Source organism: Butyrivibrio sp. FC2001 (genome assembly GCF_000424125.1).
Classification (GTDB): domain Bacteria; phylum Bacillota; class Clostridia; order Lachnospirales; family Lachnospiraceae; genus Butyrivibrio.
Map to the genome: position 1 here is coordinate 19758 of NZ_AUJH01000023.1, position 21509 is coordinate 41266.

General features: G+C 43.2%; 19 protein-coding genes. 12 read left to right on the forward strand and 7 right to left on the reverse strand.

Going from position 1 to position 21509, the window contains the following annotated elements; all coding sequences use genetic code 11:
* Positions 1-239: 239 nt before the first annotated feature.
* Positions 240-2018, forward strand: coding sequence for a proline-rich domain-containing protein (locus tag G601_RS0111305; protein WP_026665419.1), 1779 nt, complete (start codon positions 240-242; stop codon positions 2016-2018).
* Positions 2019-2131: 113 nt separating this feature from the next.
* Here G601_RS0111305 and G601_RS0111310 read toward each other — a convergent pair whose 3' ends face one another.
* The 3 genes from G601_RS0111310 to G601_RS0111320 all read right to left on the reverse strand — a co-directional run bounded on the left by G601_RS0111310 (position 2132) and on the right by G601_RS0111320 (position 4685).
* A complete protein-coding gene (locus tag G601_RS0111310) occupies positions 2132-2566 on the reverse strand; it encodes an aspartate carbamoyltransferase regulatory subunit (protein ID WP_026492768.1) in 435 nt (144 codons plus the stop codon).
* 53 nt (positions 2567-2619) lie between these two features.
* Positions 2620-3576 (reverse strand): aspartate carbamoyltransferase, encoded by a 957-nt coding sequence (gene pyrB, locus G601_RS0111315; protein ID WP_026665420.1) that lies wholly within the window; start codon positions 3574-3576, stop codon positions 2620-2622.
* 86 nt (positions 3577-3662) lie between these two features.
* Entirely contained in the window at positions 3663-4685 is a 1023-nt protein-coding gene (locus tag G601_RS0111320) for a DUF5050 domain-containing protein (RefSeq protein WP_026665421.1), read from the reverse strand.
* A gap of 195 nt (positions 4686-4880) precedes the next feature.
* On the opposite strand from G601_RS0111320, the gene G601_RS0111325 reads away from it, so the two are divergent.
* The 7 genes from G601_RS0111325 to G601_RS0111355 all read left to right on the forward strand — a co-directional run bounded on the left by G601_RS0111325 (position 4881) and on the right by G601_RS0111355 (position 12477).
* Entirely contained in the window at positions 4881-6497 is a 1617-nt protein-coding gene (locus G601_RS0111325) for a DUF815 domain-containing protein (protein WP_081673505.1), read from the forward strand.
* A 24-nt stretch (positions 6498-6521) separates the two neighbouring features.
* The gene (locus tag G601_RS0111330) at positions 6522-8066 is read left to right on the forward strand and encodes a Ppx/GppA phosphatase family protein (protein WP_026492764.1); all 1545 of its coding nucleotides are present in this window, start codon (positions 6522-6524) and stop codon (positions 8064-8066) included.
* Positions 8067-8105: 39 nt separating this feature from the next.
* Entirely contained in the window at positions 8106-10265 is a 2160-nt protein-coding gene (locus G601_RS0111335) for an RNA degradosome polyphosphate kinase (protein WP_035786792.1), read from the forward strand.
* Positions 10262-10846, forward strand: a complete 585-nt coding sequence (locus tag G601_RS0111340; RefSeq protein WP_026665423.1) for a Maf family protein — start codon at positions 10262-10264, stop codon at positions 10844-10846. The genes G601_RS0111335 and G601_RS0111340 overlap by 4 nt, the downstream gene beginning before the upstream one ends.
* Positions 10847-10894: 48 nt before the next feature.
* Positions 10895-11149: a hypothetical protein gene (locus G601_RS0111345; RefSeq protein ID WP_026492761.1), complete on the forward strand. Its 255-nt coding sequence runs from the start codon at positions 10895-10897 to the stop codon at positions 11147-11149.
* Between the two features lie 22 nt (positions 11150-11171).
* Positions 11172-11585 (forward strand): hypothetical protein, encoded by a 414-nt coding sequence (locus G601_RS0111350; protein WP_026492760.1) that lies wholly within the window; start codon positions 11172-11174, stop codon positions 11583-11585.
* Between the two features lie 178 nt (positions 11586-11763).
* Positions 11764-12477: a hypothetical protein gene (locus tag G601_RS0111355; protein ID WP_026665424.1), complete on the forward strand. Its 714-nt coding sequence runs from the start codon at positions 11764-11766 to the stop codon at positions 12475-12477.
* 47 nt (positions 12478-12524) lie between these two features.
* Here the strand turns inward: G601_RS0111355 and G601_RS0111360 are convergent, their stop codons facing one another.
* The gene (locus G601_RS0111360) at positions 12525-13331 is read right to left on the reverse strand and encodes a Cof-type HAD-IIB family hydrolase (protein ID WP_026665425.1); all 807 of its coding nucleotides are present in this window, start codon (positions 13329-13331) and stop codon (positions 12525-12527) included.
* 62 nt (positions 13332-13393) lie between these two features.
* Positions 13394-14296 (reverse strand): NifB/NifX family molybdenum-iron cluster-binding protein, encoded by a 903-nt coding sequence (locus G601_RS0111365; RefSeq protein WP_026665426.1) that lies wholly within the window; start codon positions 14294-14296, stop codon positions 13394-13396.
* A 161-nt stretch (positions 14297-14457) separates the two neighbouring features.
* On the opposite strand from G601_RS0111365, the gene G601_RS0111370 reads away from it, so the two are divergent.
* From G601_RS0111370 to G601_RS0111380, 3 genes are all read left to right on the forward strand, one after another.
* Positions 14458-15309 (forward strand): PHP domain-containing protein, encoded by an 852-nt coding sequence (locus G601_RS0111370; protein ID WP_026492757.1) that lies wholly within the window; start codon positions 14458-14460, stop codon positions 15307-15309.
* Positions 15310-15356: 47 nt separating this feature from the next.
* Positions 15357-16367 (forward strand): LacI family DNA-binding transcriptional regulator, encoded by a 1011-nt coding sequence (locus G601_RS0111375; RefSeq protein ID WP_026492756.1) that lies wholly within the window; start codon positions 15357-15359, stop codon positions 16365-16367.
* Positions 16368-16437: 70 nt separating this feature from the next.
* The gene (locus G601_RS0111380; RefSeq protein WP_026665427.1) at positions 16438-17766 is read left to right on the forward strand and encodes an MFS transporter; all 1329 of its coding nucleotides are present in this window, start codon (positions 16438-16440) and stop codon (positions 17764-17766) included.
* A 33-nt stretch (positions 17767-17799) separates the two neighbouring features.
* On the opposite strand, the gene G601_RS0111385 is transcribed toward G601_RS0111380, so the two are convergent.
* Positions 17800-18669, reverse strand: a complete 870-nt coding sequence (locus G601_RS0111385; protein ID WP_026492947.1) for a phosphoribosylaminoimidazolesuccinocarboxamide synthase — start codon at positions 18667-18669, stop codon at positions 17800-17802.
* A gap of 57 nt (positions 18670-18726) precedes the next feature.
* Positions 18727-20367, reverse strand: a complete 1641-nt coding sequence (locus G601_RS0111390) for an ABC-F family ATP-binding cassette domain-containing protein (RefSeq protein ID WP_026665428.1) — start codon at positions 20365-20367, stop codon at positions 18727-18729.
* A 289-nt stretch (positions 20368-20656) separates the two neighbouring features.
* On the opposite strand from G601_RS0111390, the gene G601_RS0111395 reads away from it, so the two are divergent.
* On the forward strand, positions 20657-21469 hold the full coding sequence (locus G601_RS0111395) for a glycerophosphodiester phosphodiesterase family protein (protein ID WP_242834415.1): 813 nt from the start codon (positions 20657-20659) through the stop codon (positions 21467-21469).
* Positions 21470-21509: the final 40 nt, after the last annotated feature.

Below are 21509 nucleotides of genomic sequence, written 5' to 3' on the forward strand. Positions count from 1 at the left end.
AAGAAAAAACTTGGGAGTCTTTTTATTCGATATCACAGCACTGCTGTGATTTTTTTTATCTCTGCGAGATAAAAAACGCTCCGCTATGGATGCGCACTCGCGCGATAGGAATATGTTGCCTTCAGCAACCGCGCTCAGCGCGAGAATGTCGCAAGCGACATTCTTTCTTGCTATCATGACATTCGTCTATTGTATCCGGAACTGCAAGTTAAGTAAGTTTTTTAAAGGAGAACCACAAAATGAGTGAACTAAAATTCGACCCTTATACGGGGAAAACAATTGAACCAGAGGAGAAAAAGGAATATAAATTTGATCCTTATACAGGTAAGCCGATTGAGCAGCCTGCTACTAACGCACCGCAGTTTGATCCTTACACAGGTAAGCCAATAAGCAGTGCACATCAGGGAGGAAATGAGCAGCAGAGTGTTAACCCTCAGCAGAACTATAATGCTCAGCAGAGCTACAATCCCCAGCAGAACTATAATGCTCAGCAGAGCTACAACCCTCAGCAGACTTATAATGCCCAGCAGCCCGGTAATTATGCATATAATCCCGGAATGTATGCAGGCAATAAGTCAGACAGCAACAAGAAGGTTGCATTTATCGTACTTGGTGTTGTTGTAGCTGCATTCCTTGCACTTGCAGTATTTGGTGGCGTTAAGGCTATGCAGTTTTTAAATAAGAACAAGGAAGCTCTTAACAATGAGCAGAGCTTTGAGACTCCTGATTCTACTGCAGAGACACCTGCATTAGAGGTGGTTCCTGATAACCTGAACGAGAAGGCTGAGGAAGAGCAGCCTGTTGAGAAGAAGGAAGAGGAGCAGCAGCCCGAGGAGCAGCAGGAAGAGAAGAAAGAAGAGCAGCAGCCCGAGGAACAGAAGGAAGAGGAGCAGCCTGCAGAGCAGGTAACTGTATCCAACAACAATCAGGTTGACGAGAGCAGCATTTTCTCTTTCAAGGTAGGCGATGCATCATATCAGCTTCCTGAGAAGGCTAGCGATTTCCTTGATGATGGATGGATATTCAATAAGCCCGGTGATGCAAATGAGATGATTGGAACAGGAGAACTTTTCTATACTTATCTTGCATATCCCGGTGGTGAGCAGCCGCACATCATGGTTACAATAACTAATTTCAGCCTTGATGCTGTACCGGCTAAGGACGGATACATTTCCAGCATTTCATTCAACTCTCATGATGTTACTGCAATGGGACAGGATGTAACTACACTTGGCGGCAAGGTAGTTCTTGGCCAGGGCGGAGTTGATGACATAAAGGCAGCTTACGGTGAGCCCGGTTATATCTCAGAGTCAGAGCTTGGTGATGGATATTTCTATTACGATGAATCAAGCAGCAGCTTTACAAAGCCTTCTGTAATGATCAACTTTGATGAGAATGACAATTACGATGGTATTTCAATTACAAATAACGATCAGCCTGCAGACTTTGAGCAGGTAGAGGTTAGCTCAGATGCTCCTGAGTACCTCAGCAAGTATGTAGCTCCTGCAGAGCTTGGCGATGATCCCTTCTCAGGTAACTTTAAGCTTGACGGTGTTGTTTATAACCTTCCCTGTCCTCTTCAGGTATTTGAGGATAACGGCTGGACTTATGATGTTGAGCACGACTACTCAGTAGGTGCCGGCGAAGGCTACGTTGTCCAGCTTAAGAAGGGCGATCTGATGCTGACACTTAACACAGAGAACTTCGATACAAAGGCTACAATGCTTAAGAACACAATGGTAATCATGATCTCATCCAACTCAACAGGTCTGTTTGCTAATGGTATCGAGTTCCCCGGCGGATTTACAGCAAGCTGGTCAGAACAGCAGCTCGTTGACTGGATTGACAGCCACAACATTTCTAACTACGAGAAGCGCAGCAGCACAGGCGTTTATTCTATTCCTTTCGATCAGCCCGGCAATGGCAAGAGCAAGGGAGTAGGTAAATACGAGATATATACAGAAGATGGTCAGATAGACTTCCTGCACTTTAGATGCTACGGATGGCTTAAAGACTGATTCTGAAATGAATCACTGATAAAAAGAACCACCTTTCCGCAATAACCGGAAGGGTGGTTTTTTTATGGCTGTTTTTAATGTTTGTATTAGTAATACTTATTTTACAGCATTATTTATTTTGAGCTTTCGCCGTATTTTTCATCGCAGTATTTGCAGCGGTAAACTTCCTTGTCCTCATCTGCGAGATAGAAGATGTGGGGCAGACCCTGCTCGATTGATGTTATGCAGCGGGGATTGTGGCATTTTATTACGTTCTTTATCTCATGTGGCAGGAAAAGTGCTCTTTTTTCTACGATTTCACCGGCCTTGATAACGTTAACAGTGATGTTGTGGTCGATGAATGCCAGGACGTCCAGGTCAAGGGTGTCGATGTCGCACTCAACCTTCAGGATATCCTTTTTACCCATGACGTTACTCTTTGCATTTTTGATAATAGCAACGGTGCAGTCCAGCTTATCGAGCCCTAAGTGGTGATAGATCTGCATGCTGCGTCCGGCCTTTATATGATCTAAAACGAAGCCTTCTTCGATTTTTCCAACGTTAAGCATATTGTTTCCTTTCTACTATGTTCCTTCCCTCGAGGGGAGATGACGCTGCGGGGTTAAAAGGTTCTTAACAATCCGTGATTCATATGAGCGTCTGTCTTATCAAGAAGTGTCAGTATCAGTGCCATTCTTACATACAGACCATACTGAACCTGCTTGAAATAAGCGGCTCTGGGATCATTGTCCACTTCTACGGAAATCTCATTAACTCTGGGAAGCGGGTGGAGGATATGCATATCCTTTTTAGCCATCGCCATCTTTTCCTCATTCAGAATATAGAAGTCACGCAGACGGATGTAATCCTCTTCGTTGAAGAAACGTTCCTTCTGAACTCTTGTCATGTAGAGCAGATCCAGTCTTGGCATTACGTCCTCGAGCTTTATTACTTCCTCATAAGATATGTTGTTTTCATTCAGAAGATCCGTGATGTAATCAGGAACACGGAGTTCATTAGGTGATATGAAAATAAAATGGATGTCCTTATAACGAACTAATGCATTTATAAGAGAATGAACGGTTCTGCCAAACTTAAGATCGCCGCAGAGACCAATAGTAAAGCCACCAAGTGAGCCATATAAAGAACGAATAGTGAGAAGATCTGTAAGAGTCTGCGTGGGGTGGTGATGACCGCCATCACCGGCATTGATAACTGGAATAATAGAATTCGCTGCTGCTACCATAGGGGCACCTTCCTTGGGATGGCGCATCGCACAGATATCAGCGAAGCTGGAAATAACACGGATAGTATCGGCGACACTTTCGCCTTTAGAAACGGATGAACTGGAAGCATCGGCAAAACCGATAATCTGACCGCCAAGTCTGAGCATTGCTGTTTCAAAGCTAAGTCTTGTTCGTGTACTGGGTTCATAGAAACAGGTAGCGAGGATATTACCATCGCATTTGTGAGCATAGCTGCTCATGTTCCGTTCAATGTCTCCTGCGGTGTCAAAAAGCTGATCGAGCTCTTCAACTGAGAAGTCAAGCGGACGCATCATGTGTCTTAGATTATTCATCATAGATTCTGCACTCCCATATATACTGATTAACTTTTTTTCTTAATCAATTATATATGTTTGAGGCTCATTGTCTAGTAAAAAAATCATCTATTTGGATTGAAAGTTGTGACAGGTGCAGAGCCGTCAATCGGAATGTGATACATGACATTTTCTACGCCAAAGGGCTTGAAATAAAGATACTTTGAAGTGAGGCTAAGACCATGGAAAACACCCTCAGCAATAACGGTGTTACCGGAACCATCGAGCTTCATAACTCTGAGGGTCTGGTTTCCTGCCTCTGAGGTAGCATAAAAGATATTGTATTCGTTCATGTTGTAATAATCTACGCGGGAATTGGTCAAAACCTCGGTGCTTCCATTTATGAGACTGGAGCGGCAAAGTCTGTAGTGATGAGCAGCATCGATATAGTAGACATAGTCGCCCTGAACGATGGGCTGCCAGATATTGCCGACAAGAACGGTGGAAGATGTATTATTGGAAAGTGTATCTATTACGTGGAGATCATGATCAAGATCAACTCCGCTGTAATAGATTTTGCTATTAAGTGCGCAGGACGGGTCAAGGAGCTCTGTGGTGATTATTGAAGGATTCTGACCGTCGATTCTGATCTTATTAAGGCCGATCTTTTTTCCTGTATCAACCGTATAATACAGGTCACTGCCAACAAGCTGGATAGAAGAGATTATCTCTCTGTCCAGCATCTTTTGCTTATCACCGTCTGTTTCACTTCTGTAAAGTCCATAAAAAGTAGACACACGGCCAAGACCCTTTAAGTCACTGGTAGCGTTACTTTTTGTGGTATCCATATAGTAGTAGACGTACTTGCCGTGGCCTACTATATTTCTAACGGACATCATGGTCAGGTCCTTAAGGTCTGTTTCATCGGGATTCATGGAATACATGGCATCACTATCAAGAGGATTTGAAAAGTACACCTTCCCATCCATCTCAAGGAAAAGCCCGCCATTATATAGATTTCCTGCGGTGTTACCGATGGCTGATTCATCATTAAGCGGCACACGGTTACGCAGAGCATATATTAAAATAAATATTGTGATGAAGGTAATAGCGGCTGAAAAGCCTATAATAACTCTTTTGTTTTCCATAATTTACCATCCTGATTCGGAAAATGCTCGAAAACAATTATTTATAAACTTTATTTTATTAAGTATATCACGGTTTTTGGCTACAAAACTATTAACTTTCCGTGAAATTATCGGAGTTTTATTTCAATTTTATGGTACAATTTATATTAATATTATTCTAAGCCGAACAGGCATTTTTTGAGGAGAGACGTACGTATGGACTTGAACGAACTTCGCTTGGATATTGACGAAATTGATGCGGAGCTTTTGAAGCTGTTTGAACAGAGAATGAAGATCAGCGAGAAGGTGGCTGATTACAAGATACATTCAGGAAAAAGCGTTTTTGATAAGGAACGTGAAATTCAGAAAATCGAAGCTTTTAAGGCACTTGCCAATGATGATGAGAACAGAGATGCTGCCGGTGAATTTATCGAGAAGATAATGGAGATAAGCCGTAAGCGTCAGTACGAGAAGCTTTCAGAGAGCGGAGCTCTTGATAACGGAAAAGATTATGACCCGGTATTTTCGGAGGAAGTAAAGGATAATTCACTTATTCTCTACAGGAATGCCACAAAGGAGCAGGCCTGGCTCAGGGATACACTTGTTATTCTTGCAGACAAAAAAGGGGCAGAGGCTCATTACACACGCGGTGAGCAGGAGGAACTGGTTCATACCTGTATGAACATCCTTATAGATGAGTCTGCAAGGCGCGGCTTTTATGGCAATCTCTGGCATACCTTTCTTGCACTTTTACTGGTGTCTGATGAAAATGCCTACAGTATGGCAGACGAGATGCGCGGAGATACGGATGGCTCCATAAGGGAGATTGCACTCCATGATCTTACACGCTTTAAGACATGGTTTGACTTAGACTTTTCCGAGATGATCAAGCGCCTTGGAACACCTGAGCTTTCGGCACTTTTTGATTTTAAGGCCGGATCCTCTGACAGCAAGGTCTTCAATACAAGAGTAAGGGATAGAATCTGCGAGCTTGCAGTAACGTTATCGAAGTGTGAGAACGCTGAGGATATGCTTAGTGAACTTGCTCTTTTCTATAAGCAGTATGGAGTTGGTAAATTCGGACTTCATAAGGCCTTCAGAGTAAGACATGCAGAGCCCTCTGCAGTGATCGAACCCATAAGGAATATCAGACATGTGCAGCTTGCTGATCTTGTAGGCTATGAGATAGCAAAGCAGAAGCTTGTTCAAAATACAGATGCATTTGTGGCAGGTAAAAAGGCCAATAACTGCCTTTTGTACGGAGATGCGGGAACAGGTAAATCCTCCTGTATCAAGGCTATTGCCAATGAATACTTCGATAAGGGACTTAGAATTATTGAAGTTTACAAGCATCAGTTTAAGGATCTTAATGACGTTATAGCCCAGATAAAGGGCAGAAATTATAAATTCATCATATACATGGATGACCTCAGCTTCGAGGAGTTTGAGACAGATTACAAGTATCTTAAGGCTGTCATTGAGGGCGGTCTTGAGAAAAAGCCGGAGAATGTGCTTATCTATGCGACCTCCAACAGGAGACATCTCATCAGAGAGAGCTTTAAGGATAAGCCCGCAGTGCTTGATGATGACCTTCACAGGAACGATACTGTTCAGGAGAAGCTTTCACTGGCTAACCGTTTCGGCGTGACAATCTATTTCGGAGCTCCCGAGATGAAGGAATATGATGAAATAGTACGTGTTTTAGCTAAGCGCGAAGGCATAGATATGCCGGAGGAGGAACTTGTAGCAGAAGCAAGAAAATGGGAGATGAATCACGGCGGCCTTTCAGGACGTACCGCTCAGCAGTTTATCGACTATCTTCTTGGAAAATAACAGACTTATGTAGGAGGGGCGCATATGGCAATAGATGTTTTTGCCGCAGTTGACCTTGGATCTTATGCTTTAGAGATGAAAATCTACGAGATGTCGCAGAAAAAGGGTGTTAAGGAGATTGATCATGTAAGCCACAAGATTGATCTTGGAACGGAGACCTATGCGACCGGGCAGATTTCAGCTACGCATATGGATGAGCTTATCAGAATTCTCACTGATTACAGCAAGATCATGGAGGGGTATCGTGTTTCGCGTTATCAAGCCTATGGTACCAGTGCCATGCGTGAGACCAGAGACATTGATACTGTGCTTGAGCTTTTGAGGCAGAGGACCGGGCTTGAGATTGATATCCTTAGTAACTCTGAGCAGCGCTTCCTTGACTACAAATCTGTAGCTCTTAATAACGAACGATTTTTTAAGTTTTTGGAAAAACCAACTGCTATTGTTGATGTCGGAGGAGGAAGTATCCAGATATCTCTTTTCGAGAATGATACTCTTGTTACAACTCAGCAGCTGCGCCTTGGCGTACTGAGACTTCATTCCACAATGCAACTCATTCAGCCGGGACATAGTAAATATCCCATGCTGGTTCAGGAGCTGGTGGAATCACAGCTGAATGTATTTGCCAAAATGCATCTTAAGGACAGGAAGGTTGAGAATGTAATCCTTCTTGATGATTACGTATCACCTGTTCTTCAAAGAATTAATCTCGGAATGGATGAGAAGGGATATGCATCCGCAAGAGAGTTCCAGAACTACATTGGAGGACTTGCAGGTAAATCTCTCCAGGATACCTCCAAGAAGCTGGGGCTTGCTCAGGACAACATAATGCTGATGTATGTTTCGGGACTTCTGGTTTCCAATATCCTCTCAGTACTTAATGCTGAGACTATCTGGGCTCCGGGAGGAACCCTCTGCGATGGTATAGCCTTCGAGTATGCGGAGAGGAAGAAATACATCAGAAGCTCCCACGATTTCGAGCAGGATATCGTGGCCTGCGCTCAGAATATTTCCAGAAGATATATGGGAAGCAGACAGCGCAGTGAGACACTTCAAACGATAGCGCTTAATATTTTTGACAGCATGAAAAAGGTTCACGGACTTGGTAAAAGAGAACGATTGCTATTGCAAATCTGTACCATACTTCATGACTGTGGAAAATACATAAGCATGGTCAACCTGGGAGACTGCTCCTATAACATCATAATGTCAACTGAGATAATTGGTCTTTCCCATCTGGAGAGGTCTATCGTTGCCAACGTGGTAAGGTTCAACCATGATGACTTCGAATATTACAAAGCAGGTGGCTACAGATTCCACGGAATTGATCACGATGCCTACCTCATAATTACCAAACTTACTGCGATTCTCAGAATAGCGAATGGACTCGACAGAACCCACAGGCAGAAATTTAAGAATGTCAAGGTTTCAGTCAAGGACAAGGAGCTGGAGATAACAGTTGATACCATGGCTGATATTTCACTTGAAAAAGGTTTGTTCAGTTCGAGAGGCAGCTTCTTTGAGCAGGTTTATGGAATACAACCTGTTATCAGACAAAAGAGATTATAGTGTGGAAGGTGCCCAAGGGGCGATGAGGGTGAACAATATATGTCAACAAAAAAGAATAAACAGATAGAATCAAAAGCTATAAATTTCTATTATGATGGCTATTATATTAACCGAGAGCTGAGCTGGCTTCAATTCAATAGCAGATGTTTGTCAGAGGCAAAGGACAAATCTACACCTCTGTTTGAGAAGCTTAAGTTCTTAAGTATCACGGCCAGCAACCTTGATGAATTCTTCATGGTTCGTGTCGCATCCCTTAAGGATATGATAAATGCCGGATATAAAAAGCCTGATATTGCAGGACTGTCTCCTAAGGAACAGCTAGAAAGAGTAACCGCTGTTGTCCATGATTTTGAAAATGAACAGTACAAGGTTTACAATCGTCTGTTATTGCCTGAGCTTGGTGAGAACGGAGTGGAGGTTGTAAGAGATTATAAGAATCTTAATGCTGAGGAAGCGGACTATATCGACAGATATTTTGATGATTTCGTTTATCCTGTTCTTACTCCAATGGCTGTGGATTCCTCCAGACCTTTTCCTCTTATTAGGAACAAGACTCTTAATATAGGAGCTCTTGTTAAGGCTAAGGACAATGATGAAATGGAATTTGCCATGGTTCAGGTGCCTTCGGTTCTTCCGAGAATCATGGAGATTCCTGAGCAGAGCGGTGTAAGGAAGATCATGCTCCTTGAGCAGATCATTCAGAGAAACATTCGCAAGCTTTTCCTTAACTATGATATCGTGTGCTGTTATCCGTTTAGAGTTGGACGTAATGCCGACTTATCAATCGATGAGGATGAGGCAGAAGATCTTCTTAAGGAAATAGAGAAACAGCTTAAGAGAAGGCAGTGGGGCCAGGCTATAAGACTTGAGGTTGAGAAGGGCTTTGATAAGCGGCTTCTTAAGATTCTGGTTGATGAGCTCAAGGTTGAACAGAGCGAGATTTATACTGTTGACGGTCCGCTTGATCTGACCTTCCTTATGAAGCTGTATGGAATCGAGGGTTTCGATTATCTTAAGGAGCATGGATATAATCCGCCCGCTCCCGTTCCGGAGCTTCCTCTGGACCGCGACATTTTTGCATGTATAAGAGAGGGTGATATTTTAATGCATCACCCCTATGAGAGCTTTGATCCGGTTGTCAGATTTGTAGAGACTGCAGCTTCCGACCCTGCTGTTCTTGCCATCAAGCAGACCCTCTACCGTGTAAGTGGTAACTCACCCATTATCGCAGCCCTTGCAAAGGCAGCCGACAATGGTAAGCAGGTTTCCGTACTGGTTGAGCTGAAGGCTCGTTTTGATGAGGAGAACAATATCGTATGGGCAAAGATGCTTGAAAAAGCAGGCTGCCACGTTATTTACGGTCTTAAGGGTCTGAAGACTCACAGTAAGATAACACTCGTTGTTAGAAAAGAGGAAGACGGTATCAGACGTTATGTTCACCTTGCAACAGGTAACTATAATGACTCCACAGCTAAGCTTTATACCGATGTTGGTATGTTTACCTGCGCTGAAGCCTATGGTGAAGACGCGACAGCCGTATTCAACATGCTTTCAGGTTATTCAGAGCCTGTAGTATGGAATAAGCTTACTCTGGCACCTCTCTGGCTTAAGGACAGAGTACTCGATCTTATTAAGAGAGAGGCTGAGCATGCAAAGAACGGAGAGCCTGCACATATCATCGCCAAGATGAATTCAATCTGTCACAAGGATGTTATTGCGGCGCTCTATGAAGCCAGCAGTGTCGGGGTTAAGATTGATCTTATTGTAAGAGGTATATGCTGCCTCAGGACCGGAATCCCCGGTGTGAGCGAGAATATAAGTGTCCGCTCAATAGTAGGTAACTTCCTTGAGCACAGCAGAATCTTCTATTTTGAGAATGGCGGAAGTCCGGAGTACTATGCTTCAAGTGCCGACTGGATGCCAAGAAACCTTGAACGAAGAGTTGAGATCATGTTCCCTGTTGAGAACCCCGAGCTTCGTAAGAAGCTGTGGCATATTTTGGACTCTGAACTAAACGATAACGTCAAGGCTCACATTATGAATAAAGAAGGAGAGTATGTGAAGGTTACCAGAAGAGGACAGGATCCGCTGAACTCACAGAAGCTCTTTGGAAAAGAAGCAACTCAGCTCAGTAAGCCTAAGGACATTGCAGAGAACAGAGTATTTGAACCTGAATATAGGGATGATCACGGACTATGAGATATGTTTTAGCATCAGGCTCTCCGAGGCGCAAAGAGCTCCTCGGAGGTCTTGGATTTGAATTTGAAATAATACCGGCAACAGGCGAAGAGGTTATTACAAGCGATGTGCCGTCAGAGGTTGTGAAATCACTTTCCCAGCAAAAAGCTAAAGAGATTTTTCATAAACTTTTTACAGATAATAAAGATCCCCTCGTTGTAATTGGCTCAGATACCGTTGTATCATATAAAGAGAAAATCCTAGGTAAGCCAACAGACCGACAGGACGCAAGGCGCATGATCGAGAGCATCGCCGGAGGAACTCATGAGGTCTACACCGGAGTAACTCTTTGTTACTCAGAGAACGGTGAAGCGAAGGAGTTTACTTTTTACGAGTGCACAGAGGTCAGGGTATTTCCCATGACAGACTCTGAGATCGAGGCCTATCTTGATACCGACGAGCCCTACGACAAAGCAGGGGCCTACGGTATCCAGGGTATCTTTGGTAAGTACGTAAAGGGAATCGATGGTGACTACAACTGCGTTGTGGGACTTCCGGTTGCGAGGCTTTATCAGGAAATGAAAAATCTTAATCTTATCTAGACGTATGTGATGCAAACAATATTTTCACATGCGGGAAAGTGAGTTTCTATGCACGAGTATGACGATGCCGTACTGAATTGCTTTTTGGAAAATCAGGGACAGCTTTTTTCCGAAAATGTGGCTGAAAGCCCGGAGGAGGCAGAGGCTTTCCTTGAAGATTGCATGGCCGTAGTTGTGGAATCGCCTGAAGAAGTTGAAGAGTATTTTGAAGAAGCCGGACTTGATCCCGGAGATGGTGATGTTATGGAAGCATCAGAGGTCTTCGATGTAGGCGATGGAAGGTACCTTATTGTTGAAGGTTGAATCCTTATAATGCCAGGTGAGTATGAAATATAAATACTGTAGAATTCAGGGAAAAGAGCTGGCTGCTAATACCAGAACAGGCAAAGGAATCTTCAGCATGCTTAATCAGATGGTTTCAAATGGTGTGATGGAAGATGAGGATGTCGATCTTTTCAAGGAGATTGATTCCTGGTTTGCTGAAGAGTTACCATGGCCTCCACAGTGTAAGAGGCAGGAGAAGGTCATCTGCTATTTCAAGACTGATAATTCAGAGATGATGATGAAGATGATCAATCCATTGTTATGGCTGTTGGAGCGCTACAAGCACCCTTACTATGTGGTTTACACGAACTTCCCAGGAGAGATTGTCTACGAGGATGAGTACCAGATAGTGGTTAAGGTGGATGAGAATGTAGTCATCGAGGATGTCCAGGCGAGCTGGTCTCCGGATGACTAATGCTTTATGGAATTTTAGGGATGTGCATGAAAATGCATGTCCCTTTTTGGGTGTCCGGAAGAATCTGACGTTAGCAAAAGTTAATAAATACTTTAGGGAATATACATTGTTTCAGTAACAAACCGTTTTTACAATTAATCTATAACGCAAAAAAGTTTTCTTATGAGGGGAGAAAAATATGAGCGTAAATAGAAGGTTTTTTAGAGCGGTACTGGCAGTATTACTGGCATTTGTTTTCGTTGTTACAGGGCCTTCAATGGGGGCTCTTGCGAAGGACTCCGGCAGCTACATGAAAAAGAATAACCTTCGCACGAACCTTAGAGAGCACAAGTCCGTAAATGTCCAGAGCTATTGCTATGGTCTGGGACTTCGCGACAGCAAGGTTAAGGTTATCGCCGTACAAAAGGAAGACTCTTCCGGAGTGGAAGGGTACGAAGTGGCCTTAATAAAGATCAGGATATCAACTCCTAAGCTAAACGCTAAGAATGTAAAGAAGGCAATAAAGGCTGCTAATAAAGCCGGCATGGGTAATAACATATCCGCCAGCTATTTCGGTGTCATAATGGATGGCAATACGGGAATGAATCTCTCTGTTTTATCAAGTGGTGAGGACCAGATAGATGGTGTTTATTCCTATGTCACCATGGAGTATGATGGCTTGTATGAGCAGAAGGCTGCGGGCTATGAGATAGAAGGCTATAAGGATCTTATTTACACCTTTGCAGTCGCTTATCCCAAGGACAGAAAGAATCTCTATATTGGAATTGCCGGAGTGAAGAAGCCTGATAAATATACACGTACAGAATTTGAAGAGGGCACAAGGAAGTTTACCAGGACAAACATGTACAGTAAAAAGAACAATAAGCTGAGTGCTTTTTATAAAGTTAATTAAAGCAAAAGAGCGAGCCAAACGGCTCGCTCTTATTATGATAATGAATGTTATATATTATTTAACAGTATTGAAGCCAAACCATCGTTATCATTATCGGCTTCAGTAATAATATCGGCTGCTTCCTTTACCATCGGTACTCCGTTTATCATGGCAACACCAAGACCTGCAGCCTTTATCATGGAGATATCGTTTTCCTCATCACCCGCTGCAATAGTGTTTTCATGAGGAATGCCAAGGTGGTCGGCAAGTCTTGTTACAGCACTTCCTTTTCCAGCCTCTGAGTTAAATATCTCAAGATAGTAGGGATTGGAATAGAGAGTGGTGATTCTTCCTTTTCCTAAAATATCAACTGCATCCTTAAAACGGTCGATTTTCTCTTTATCATGAAGCTCGATACCGATAATCTTGCAGGGAACATCAGGAAGCTCTGAACATATATCATCCGTTACGATATAAGGAGTTTTTATAACTCGTCTGTAGTAAGAGAGCTCCTCATCCTCTGCAGGGCTTATAAGATTATCATCGTTATAGGTGTGACAGTGGACTCCATATTCCTCTGCAAGAGCAAATATCTGAGGGACCAGATCAAAGGGGACCCCGGTCCTGTACACATCCTTTTTAGCATCACAGTCGTATATCTCAGACCCGTTAAAGGCTATAAGATAACTACCGGGGAAGAAGAGATCGTTCTCTATCTGTACGGCCTTTGCACTGTCAAGAGCACGTCCTGTACTTATTGCGAAGTGATTACCTGCATCTGTGAATTTCTTAAGGGCATCCATGGTAGCAGGTGTTACCTTTTTTTCTTTTGTAAGTAATGTACCATCCAGGTCTGTGAAAAAAATCTTACTCATATCAGTTCCATTTCTAAGACTACGTAAATAACAAAAGCTTTTAATCGAAGGCAGAAGATATCTTATTTGATAGCTACTAAATCGATCTTAAAGTTGAGAGCTTTTCCTGCCATCTCATGATTAGCATCAAGTGTTATTGTGCTGTCTGTCTTGTCTGTAACAAGTACAGGGAAGGGCCTGCCATACATATCCTGAAGATATACCTGCTGACCAACTGTAAGATCCTCAGAACCGGGAAGCTCTGAAATTTCAGTTGTGAAAATAGCCTCAGGGTCTCTCTCACCATAAGCTTCTGAGGGCTCAAGGTGAATCTCAAGAGTCTCGCCCTCATCCATATTTGCAACAGCAGCATCGAATCCGTGGATCATCATGCCTGCACCGCAGATGAATTCAAGAGGCTCTCCTCTGTCATAGGAAGAATCGAACTGTGTTCCGTCATCAAAGGTTCCAACATAGTGTGCGCGGCAGATCTTGCCAACATTTTTACCCTCAATAGCGGGTGCTGAAGAATGGCAGCCTGAGCATCCTGCGCAGCCACCTTCATTGTCACCACAACCGCCGCAGCCTTCCTCAGCGTCGTCATGACCGCCACAGGAATGTCCATCGCTATGGTCTCCACATGTATGTTCTTCACCGTGGTGATCACAGTTAACGCCTGTGCTCTCGAGCTCGCCCTTAAGGTATGCTTCAACAGCTTCATCAGTGCTGCCTGAAGCGCCTGCACATACTTCGATACCGTTGTCAGTAAGAGCTGTCATAGCGCCACCGCCGATACCGCCGCAGATGAGAACGTCTACCTCTTCGCCTGCAAGAACACCTGCAAGAGCGCCGTGGCCCTGTCCGTTAGAATCTACAACCTCTGAAGAAACAACTTTTCCATCGGTTACTTCATATATCTTAAACTGTTCTGAATGTCCAAAGTGCTGGAAAACTTCACCATTATTATAAGTAACTGCAATTTTCATAATATAATTCCTTTCTATGCATACAATTACAAGATAGTAACATATTTTGAGAATATATTCAAATTACTGGGGATAGCCATGATTGAATACCTCTTTTTCCTTAGGTATAATGGAAGATGAAATTGTTATATTTTGAAAATAATTCGAAAAGAGAACAGCCTATGAAAATTTGTGATTTGCATACACATTCAACCGCATCTGACGGAACATATTCACCCACAGAGCTTGTGGACTATGCTGCCGAAAAGGGGCTCTCAGCCATTGCACTGACTGATCACGATACAGTGTGGGGCCTGTCAGAGGCCATGGAGAGAGGGGAGATGTACCCTGACCTTGAGATTGTTCCCGGCATTGAGTATTCAACAGTACGAAACGGTAAGGATGTACATGTTGTAGGTCTTTACATTGATTATAAGGATAAGACATATCAGGCCAGCCTTAAGGGCTTTATAGATTCCAGAGTTAACAGGAACCGTAAGATGTGTGAGAAGCTTACGGAAGCAGGCATGCCGGTTACCTTTGAGGAGCTGGTTGAGATGAATCCCGGTGCAGTTATCACCAGAGCTCACTTTGCAAAATTCCTTTATGCCAAGGGCTATGTTACAAGCGTAAAGGAAGCCTTTGAGAGATATGTGGGAGATCACTGCCCCTGCTACGTACCCAGAGAGAAGATAACTCCCCAGATGGCTGTTGAGCAGATACTGTCAGCTCACGGTGTTCCGGTACTTGCCCATCCTGTAATATATGGACTTGGTAAGGATGCACTGGATGAGCTTGTAAGGGATATGAAGGAAGCAGGACTTGTTGCGATAGAGGCTCTTTACGGAACCTACACAGCTCAGGATGAGCGCGATATAAAGGCGCTTGCTTCGAAGTATGACCTTCTTATAAGTGGCGGATCTGATTTCCATGGAGCTAACAAGCCTCACATAGATCTGGCTGTGGGCACAGGCAGAATGGTTATTCCTTATGAGGTACTTGAACGAATTAAGGAATATGCCGGCAAAGCATGAAATAAGTCATTCATTGGAATGATAATATACCCGGAGTAATTTAATACATGAACATAAAAACAATTGCGCAGCGTGCAGGTGTCAGCACCGCAACTGTGTCCAACGTAATGAATGGCAACTTTGGCAAGGTGTCAGCCGAGACCAGAAAGCGAATAGAAGACATCATAAAGGAAACCGGCTATAAGCCTAACGTCATGGCAAGGTCCCTTGTGAAAAAGGAGAGCAGGCTCATAGGAGTCGTGGTTCCTTATATGGGAAGGGATGATACCTTTTTTGATAACCCCTACAATGCCAATATTATTGCTTCTCTTGAGCAGGTTATAAGGAGCAGGGATTATTACATGCTTCTTAGATGCGTGGGGGATCCGAATGAGATAGTAACCATCCTTTCTTCATGGAATGTCGATGGGGCGATTTTTCTTGGAATAGTCAAGGAGGAGGTCCATGAGATTAAGGAGAGCATAGATATTCCGATGGTTTTCCTTGATACCTATGCACCTGAGGAAAAGATAGTAAACGTCGGAATTGAGGATTACAGAGGCGGATATCTTTCCGCAAAATATCTTATAGGAAAAGGGCACAGGAAGATAGCTCTTGTAACGCCGGAGATTTCTGATGAGGGTGTTATAAGAGAGCGCTACGATGGCTTTTTTGATGCATGTAAAGAGTCCGGAGTGAAATTTACAACAAAAGACATCTTTAATTCAGATACTTATTATAAGAACGCGATGCAGGTGGGGCAGGACATAGCCTTTGGCGGTGGCGGATACACGGCTGTGGCATGTATGTCTGACCTTGTAGCCTTTGGTGTGGTTGAGGGACTTAAGCAGTGCGGAATGAAGGTGCCAAACGATGTTTCAGTAATCGGCTTTGATAACTTAAATCACTGCGAGCTTGTAACACCGAAGCTCACCTCCATAGCTCAGGACATTGGACTTAAGGCCCAGAGAGCTGGAGACCATCTGTTTAAGATGATAGGCGGAGCGGACTTTGTTTTTGACGAGAGACTGCCCATCAGAGTAGTTGAGAGACAGTCAGTTAGGAATCTGAATGAATGATGTGATGCGATGGGGATAACAGCATCACATCATATATGAAAAAAGTTTAATGTATTGGGGTGACGACATAATGAAGCTTAACTATAAGAGAACGATTCTTATCGGATTGGCATTCATGTCAATCTGTTCTTTCTGGCAGTTCTATGACAATGAGATTCCCAAGATTTTGACCTATCATTATGGTTTGGGAGAGACCTATACAGGCGTTATCATGGCGCTTGATAATGTGCTTGCTCTGTTCATGCTTCCTCTTTTTGGAGCGCTTTCAGACAAAGCGGAGACCAGAATAGGTAAGAGGATGCCCTTTATTCTTGCGGGAACTGCTTTATCCTCTGTGCTTTTATTCACATTAATATATGTAGCGCATGTAAGCAGTAATCTGGCGCTTTTTATTGCCATTTTGCTTTTCCTTCTTGTTTCAATGGGAACCTACAGATCTCCTGCGGTAGCGCTTATGCCTGAGCTTACTCCGGCAGTACACAGAAGTAAGGCCAACGCCATAATAAACCTTATGGGAACCCTGGGCGCTGTTTATACGCTGGTAATGATAAAGCTTCTTCTGAAATCAGCGGAGAACGAAGCAGATACGAATTACATTCCTCTGATGCTATCACTTGTTATTTTTATGGCTCTGACCGTTTTGATCCTTTTTATAGCTATTCCGGAGAATAAGCTGATAAAGCAGGTACGTGAAGGTGTAGAGGATTTTGACGGAGAGGGTGGCCTTATCAGTAAGGAACTGGCAGAGGCTGATGTTAATGCATCTGATGGCTCAGTTAAGGAGGTTCTTACAAAGGATGTCAGAAAGAGTATGTCGTTTCTGCTGATGTCTGTATTCCTTTGGTTCACAGCCTATAACGCAGTTACAACCGCTTTTTCAAGGTATGTTACAGAGGTGTGGGATCTTCACAACGGAGCCTATGCGGATTGTCTTATGGTCGCTACAGTTGCTGCGGTTCTGTCATATCTTCCAATAGGCGTGGTTTCTGCAAAGGTTGGTCGTAAGCTCACGATTCTGAGCGGTATTGCACTGATGATTATGTGTTATCTGGCAGCTTCATTTATGCAGAGCTTCAGCCCGGTAATGAATTTCTACTTTGCAATTATCGGTGTAGGCTGGGCAGCGATAAATGTTAATTCATACCCCATGGTTGTTGAGATGGGACGAAGCTCAGTTCTTGGAAAATACACTGGACTTTACTATACATTTTCAATGGCAGCCCAGGTATTTACACCGATCTTTTCGGGATTCCTCCTGGAACACGTTTCCTACAGAACCCTGTTTCCATACGCTGTAGTATTTTCAACGCTGTCATTCATAACAATGATTATGGTAAAGCATGGCGATACCAAGCCACGTAAGAAGAGTATACTTGAGAATTTTGACGTAGATGATTAAAAAATGCCCACCTCATTGAGGTGGGCATTATATTTATAATTTCTTGCCTGTCAGAAGTTCATAAGCTTCTTCATACTTGGCAATTGTCTTATCGATTACGTCCTGAGGAAGATTGTAATCACTTTCCGGGTTAGCCTTGAGCCAGTCTCTTACGAACTGCTTATCGAAAGAGGGCTGTGACTTTCCGGGCTCGTATCCTTCAACGGGCCAGAAACGGCTGCTGTCGGGAGTGAGCATCTCGTCTGCAAGAACAACTTCACCTTCTTCATTAAGACCAAACTCAAACTTTGTATCAGCGATGATGATGCCTCTTGTAAGAGCGTAGTCTGCGCACTTTTTATAAAGAGCGATAGTGCAATCACGGAGCTTTTCTGCATATTCCTGACCGTGTCCGGGGAAGTCTCTCTCGAGTACCTCTACAGAACGCTCGAAATCAATGTTTTCATCATGATCACCGATCTCAGCCTTGGTGGAAGGTGTGTAAATAGGCTCAGGGAGCTTATCGCACTCCTTAAGACCTTCAGGAAGCTTGATACCGCATACAGTTCCATTTTCCTTGTAGCTGTTCCAGCCGCTGCCTGTGATGTATCCACGAACGATGCACTCGATGGGAAGCATTGTCAGCTTCTTGCAAAGCATGCTGTTGCCGGTAAACTCCGGTTTTCTGAAAAACTCGGGCATGTCAGCTGTATCTGTGCTGATCATGTGGTTACTAACGATATCCTTAGTGTAGTCAAACCAAAACTTTGACATCTGGGTGAGAACAGTACCTTTTTTCTCGACCTTGTTTTTGAGAATTACATCAAAGGCGGAGATTCTGTCGGTAGCTACCATGATAAGAGCATCACCTACATCATAAATCTCGCGGACCTTTCCTTCTTTTACCGGACTAAATTCCTGCATACTTCCTCCCTTCGGCGCATCGCGCAATAAACATGTTATATATGATAATTGATGATATCAGTCATCATTATCTTCATCTTCGTTAGTGCTGTAAACTGTACGTTTTCTTGCCATTGCATCACTCTCAAGGTACTCATCGTAAGTAGAGCGCTTGTCGATAAGTGAGCCGTCAGGCAGGATTTCCATTATTCTGTTTGCTGTAGTCTGAACAACCTGGTGGTCACGGCAGGCAAAAAGCTCAACACCGGGGAACTTGATCATACCCTGGTTAAGTGCTGTGATTGACTCCATGTCAAGGTGGTTGGTGGGCTCATCGAAGATAAGGCAGTTAGCACCGCTTATCATCATCTTACTGAGCATACATCTAACCTTCTCACCACCGGAGAGAACCTTTACCTTCTTAACACCGTCTTCACCGGCGAAGAGCATACGGCCAAGGAAGCCGCGGACATAAGTAACGTCCTTGATCTCGGAGTAACCGGTGAGCCACTCGGTGATAGTGTAATCATTATCGAATTCTGCTGTATTATCCTTGGGGAAATAAGCCTGTGAAGTTGTTACACCCCACTTATATGTTCCCTCATCGGGTTCCATCTCTCCTGAGATAATCTGGAAGAGAGTAGTCTTTGCAAGCTCATTACCACCAACGAATGCGATCTTGTCATCATGCTGAACAACGAAGGAGATGTTATCAAGAACCTTCTCACCGTTGATAGTCTTGCTGATTCCATCTACTGTAAGAACCTCATTACCGATCTCTCTGTCAGGTCTGAAATCAATGTAAGGATATTTTCTTGAAGAGGGCTTGATGGTATCAAGCTCGATTTTCTCAAGAGCTTTCTTACGGGAAGTAGCCTGCTTACTCTTACTTGCGTTAGCAGAGAATCTGGCAATGAATTCTTTAAGTTCCTTGATCTGTTCTTCTTTTTTCTTGTTAGCTTCCTTCATCTGACGGATCATCAGCTGAGATGACTCGTACCAGAAATCGTAGTTACCTGCATAGAGCTGGATTTTGCCATAATCAATATCAGCAATATGAGTACATACCTTATTAAGGAAGTAACGGTCATGAGATACGACAATAACTGTATTTTCAAAGTTAATGAGGAATTCCTCAAGCCAGGCGATAGCATCCATATCCAAGTGGTTGGTAGGCTCGTCCAGAAGCAGGATATCAGGGTTACCGAAAAGAGCTCTTGCAAGAAGCACCTTGACCTTCTGATTACCGTCAAGCTCCTTCATCATCTTGTAGTGATGTTCAGTTTCAATACCAAGTCCGTTAAGAAGACTTTCTGCATCTGATTCAGCTTCCCATCCGTTCATCTCTGCAAACTCAGCCTCAAGCTCACTGGCCTTAATGCCGTCTTCATCGGAAAAGTCTTCTTTTGCATAGATGGCATCCTTTTCCTTCATGATTTCATAGAGACGGGCATTACCCATAATAACTGTATCAAGAACAGGGAATTCATCATATTTGAAATGATCCTGTTCAAGGAATGAAAGACGCTGACCGGGAGTGATTACCACGTCACCGTTTGTTGTCTCAAGTTTTCCTGATAATATCTTAAGGAAAGTTGATTTTCCTGCACCGTTGGCACCGATGATACCGTAGCAGTTACCCTCGGTGAACTTTATGTTTACATCTTCGAACAGAGCCTTCTTACCGACTCTAAGTGTGACATTGTTTGCACTTATCATGCTTTGGATTCCTCCGAATTGTGTTTCTTCTATAATTATGTAACCAACATGGTATTATATTTGATAGCTTTAAAAAAAGCAATATGCAGAAAATAGACGTTTTTTGTAATTTTTGGTAAAAAAGTCTTGACATTTAATCTTTTTATACTTGTCAAATTGAGTGTTAGATATTAAAATATCAAAGGCGTTTTAAATAAAGTACGCAGGAAGTCAGGTAATAAGATTGAAGGTTTTTCTGATTGTTGTTTTAATTTTGGTTATTCTTTATCTCTTGGCTATCATGCCTCGCATGATTGGAAGACCGTCTGCCGACAAACTTCTTGTTCAGAATCTTTATGCGCACAGAGGACTACACGACAATAATTCTGAGGCACCTGAGAATTCGATGGCTGCATTTAGGAAGGCTGTCGATGCTGGGTATGGAATAGAGCTGGATGTACAGCTGACAAGGGATGGGGTTCCCGTTATTTTCCATGATTTTACATTGGCAAGGGTTGCCAGATATGAAGAGGGCCAGATTCCTGATAACGCAGTCAGGAATGAGGACGGATCCTTCAGAGTTGCAGGTAAGGTAATTGATTACACTTATGAGGAGCTTCAGAAGTTTCACTTACTTGGTTCGAATGAGAGAATTCCTAAGTTTGAGGATTTTCTTAAAATGGTGGACGGTAAGATTCCACTTATCATAGAGCTTAAGATTGAACTTTTTGATACCTCGGTCTGTCCAGTAGTGGATGAGCTTCTTCGCAGCTATGACGGAGTTTATTGTATAGAGTCCTTTAATCCGCTTGGTCTTTATTGGTTTAAGAAGCACCATAAGGAAGTATTCAGAGGCCAGCTTTCGGAGGAGTTTTTCAGAGAACCTGAGAAGTTATGGCATACACCTCTGTATTATGCACTTGCTTTTTTGATTTTTAATTTCCTTACAAGACCGGATTTTGTGGCTTATAACCATATTTACCGGCACAACCTGTCAAGGAAGCTTTGCCACGGTTTGTATAAAAATACCGCAGCAGCCTGGACAATCAGGAGCCAGGATGAACTTGATCTGAATCGCGAGTTCTTTGATATCTTTATTTTTGAGGGATTTATTCCTTCATAGTGAATGATAATTGCTATGTTTCGTCATAGTTAATTATAAA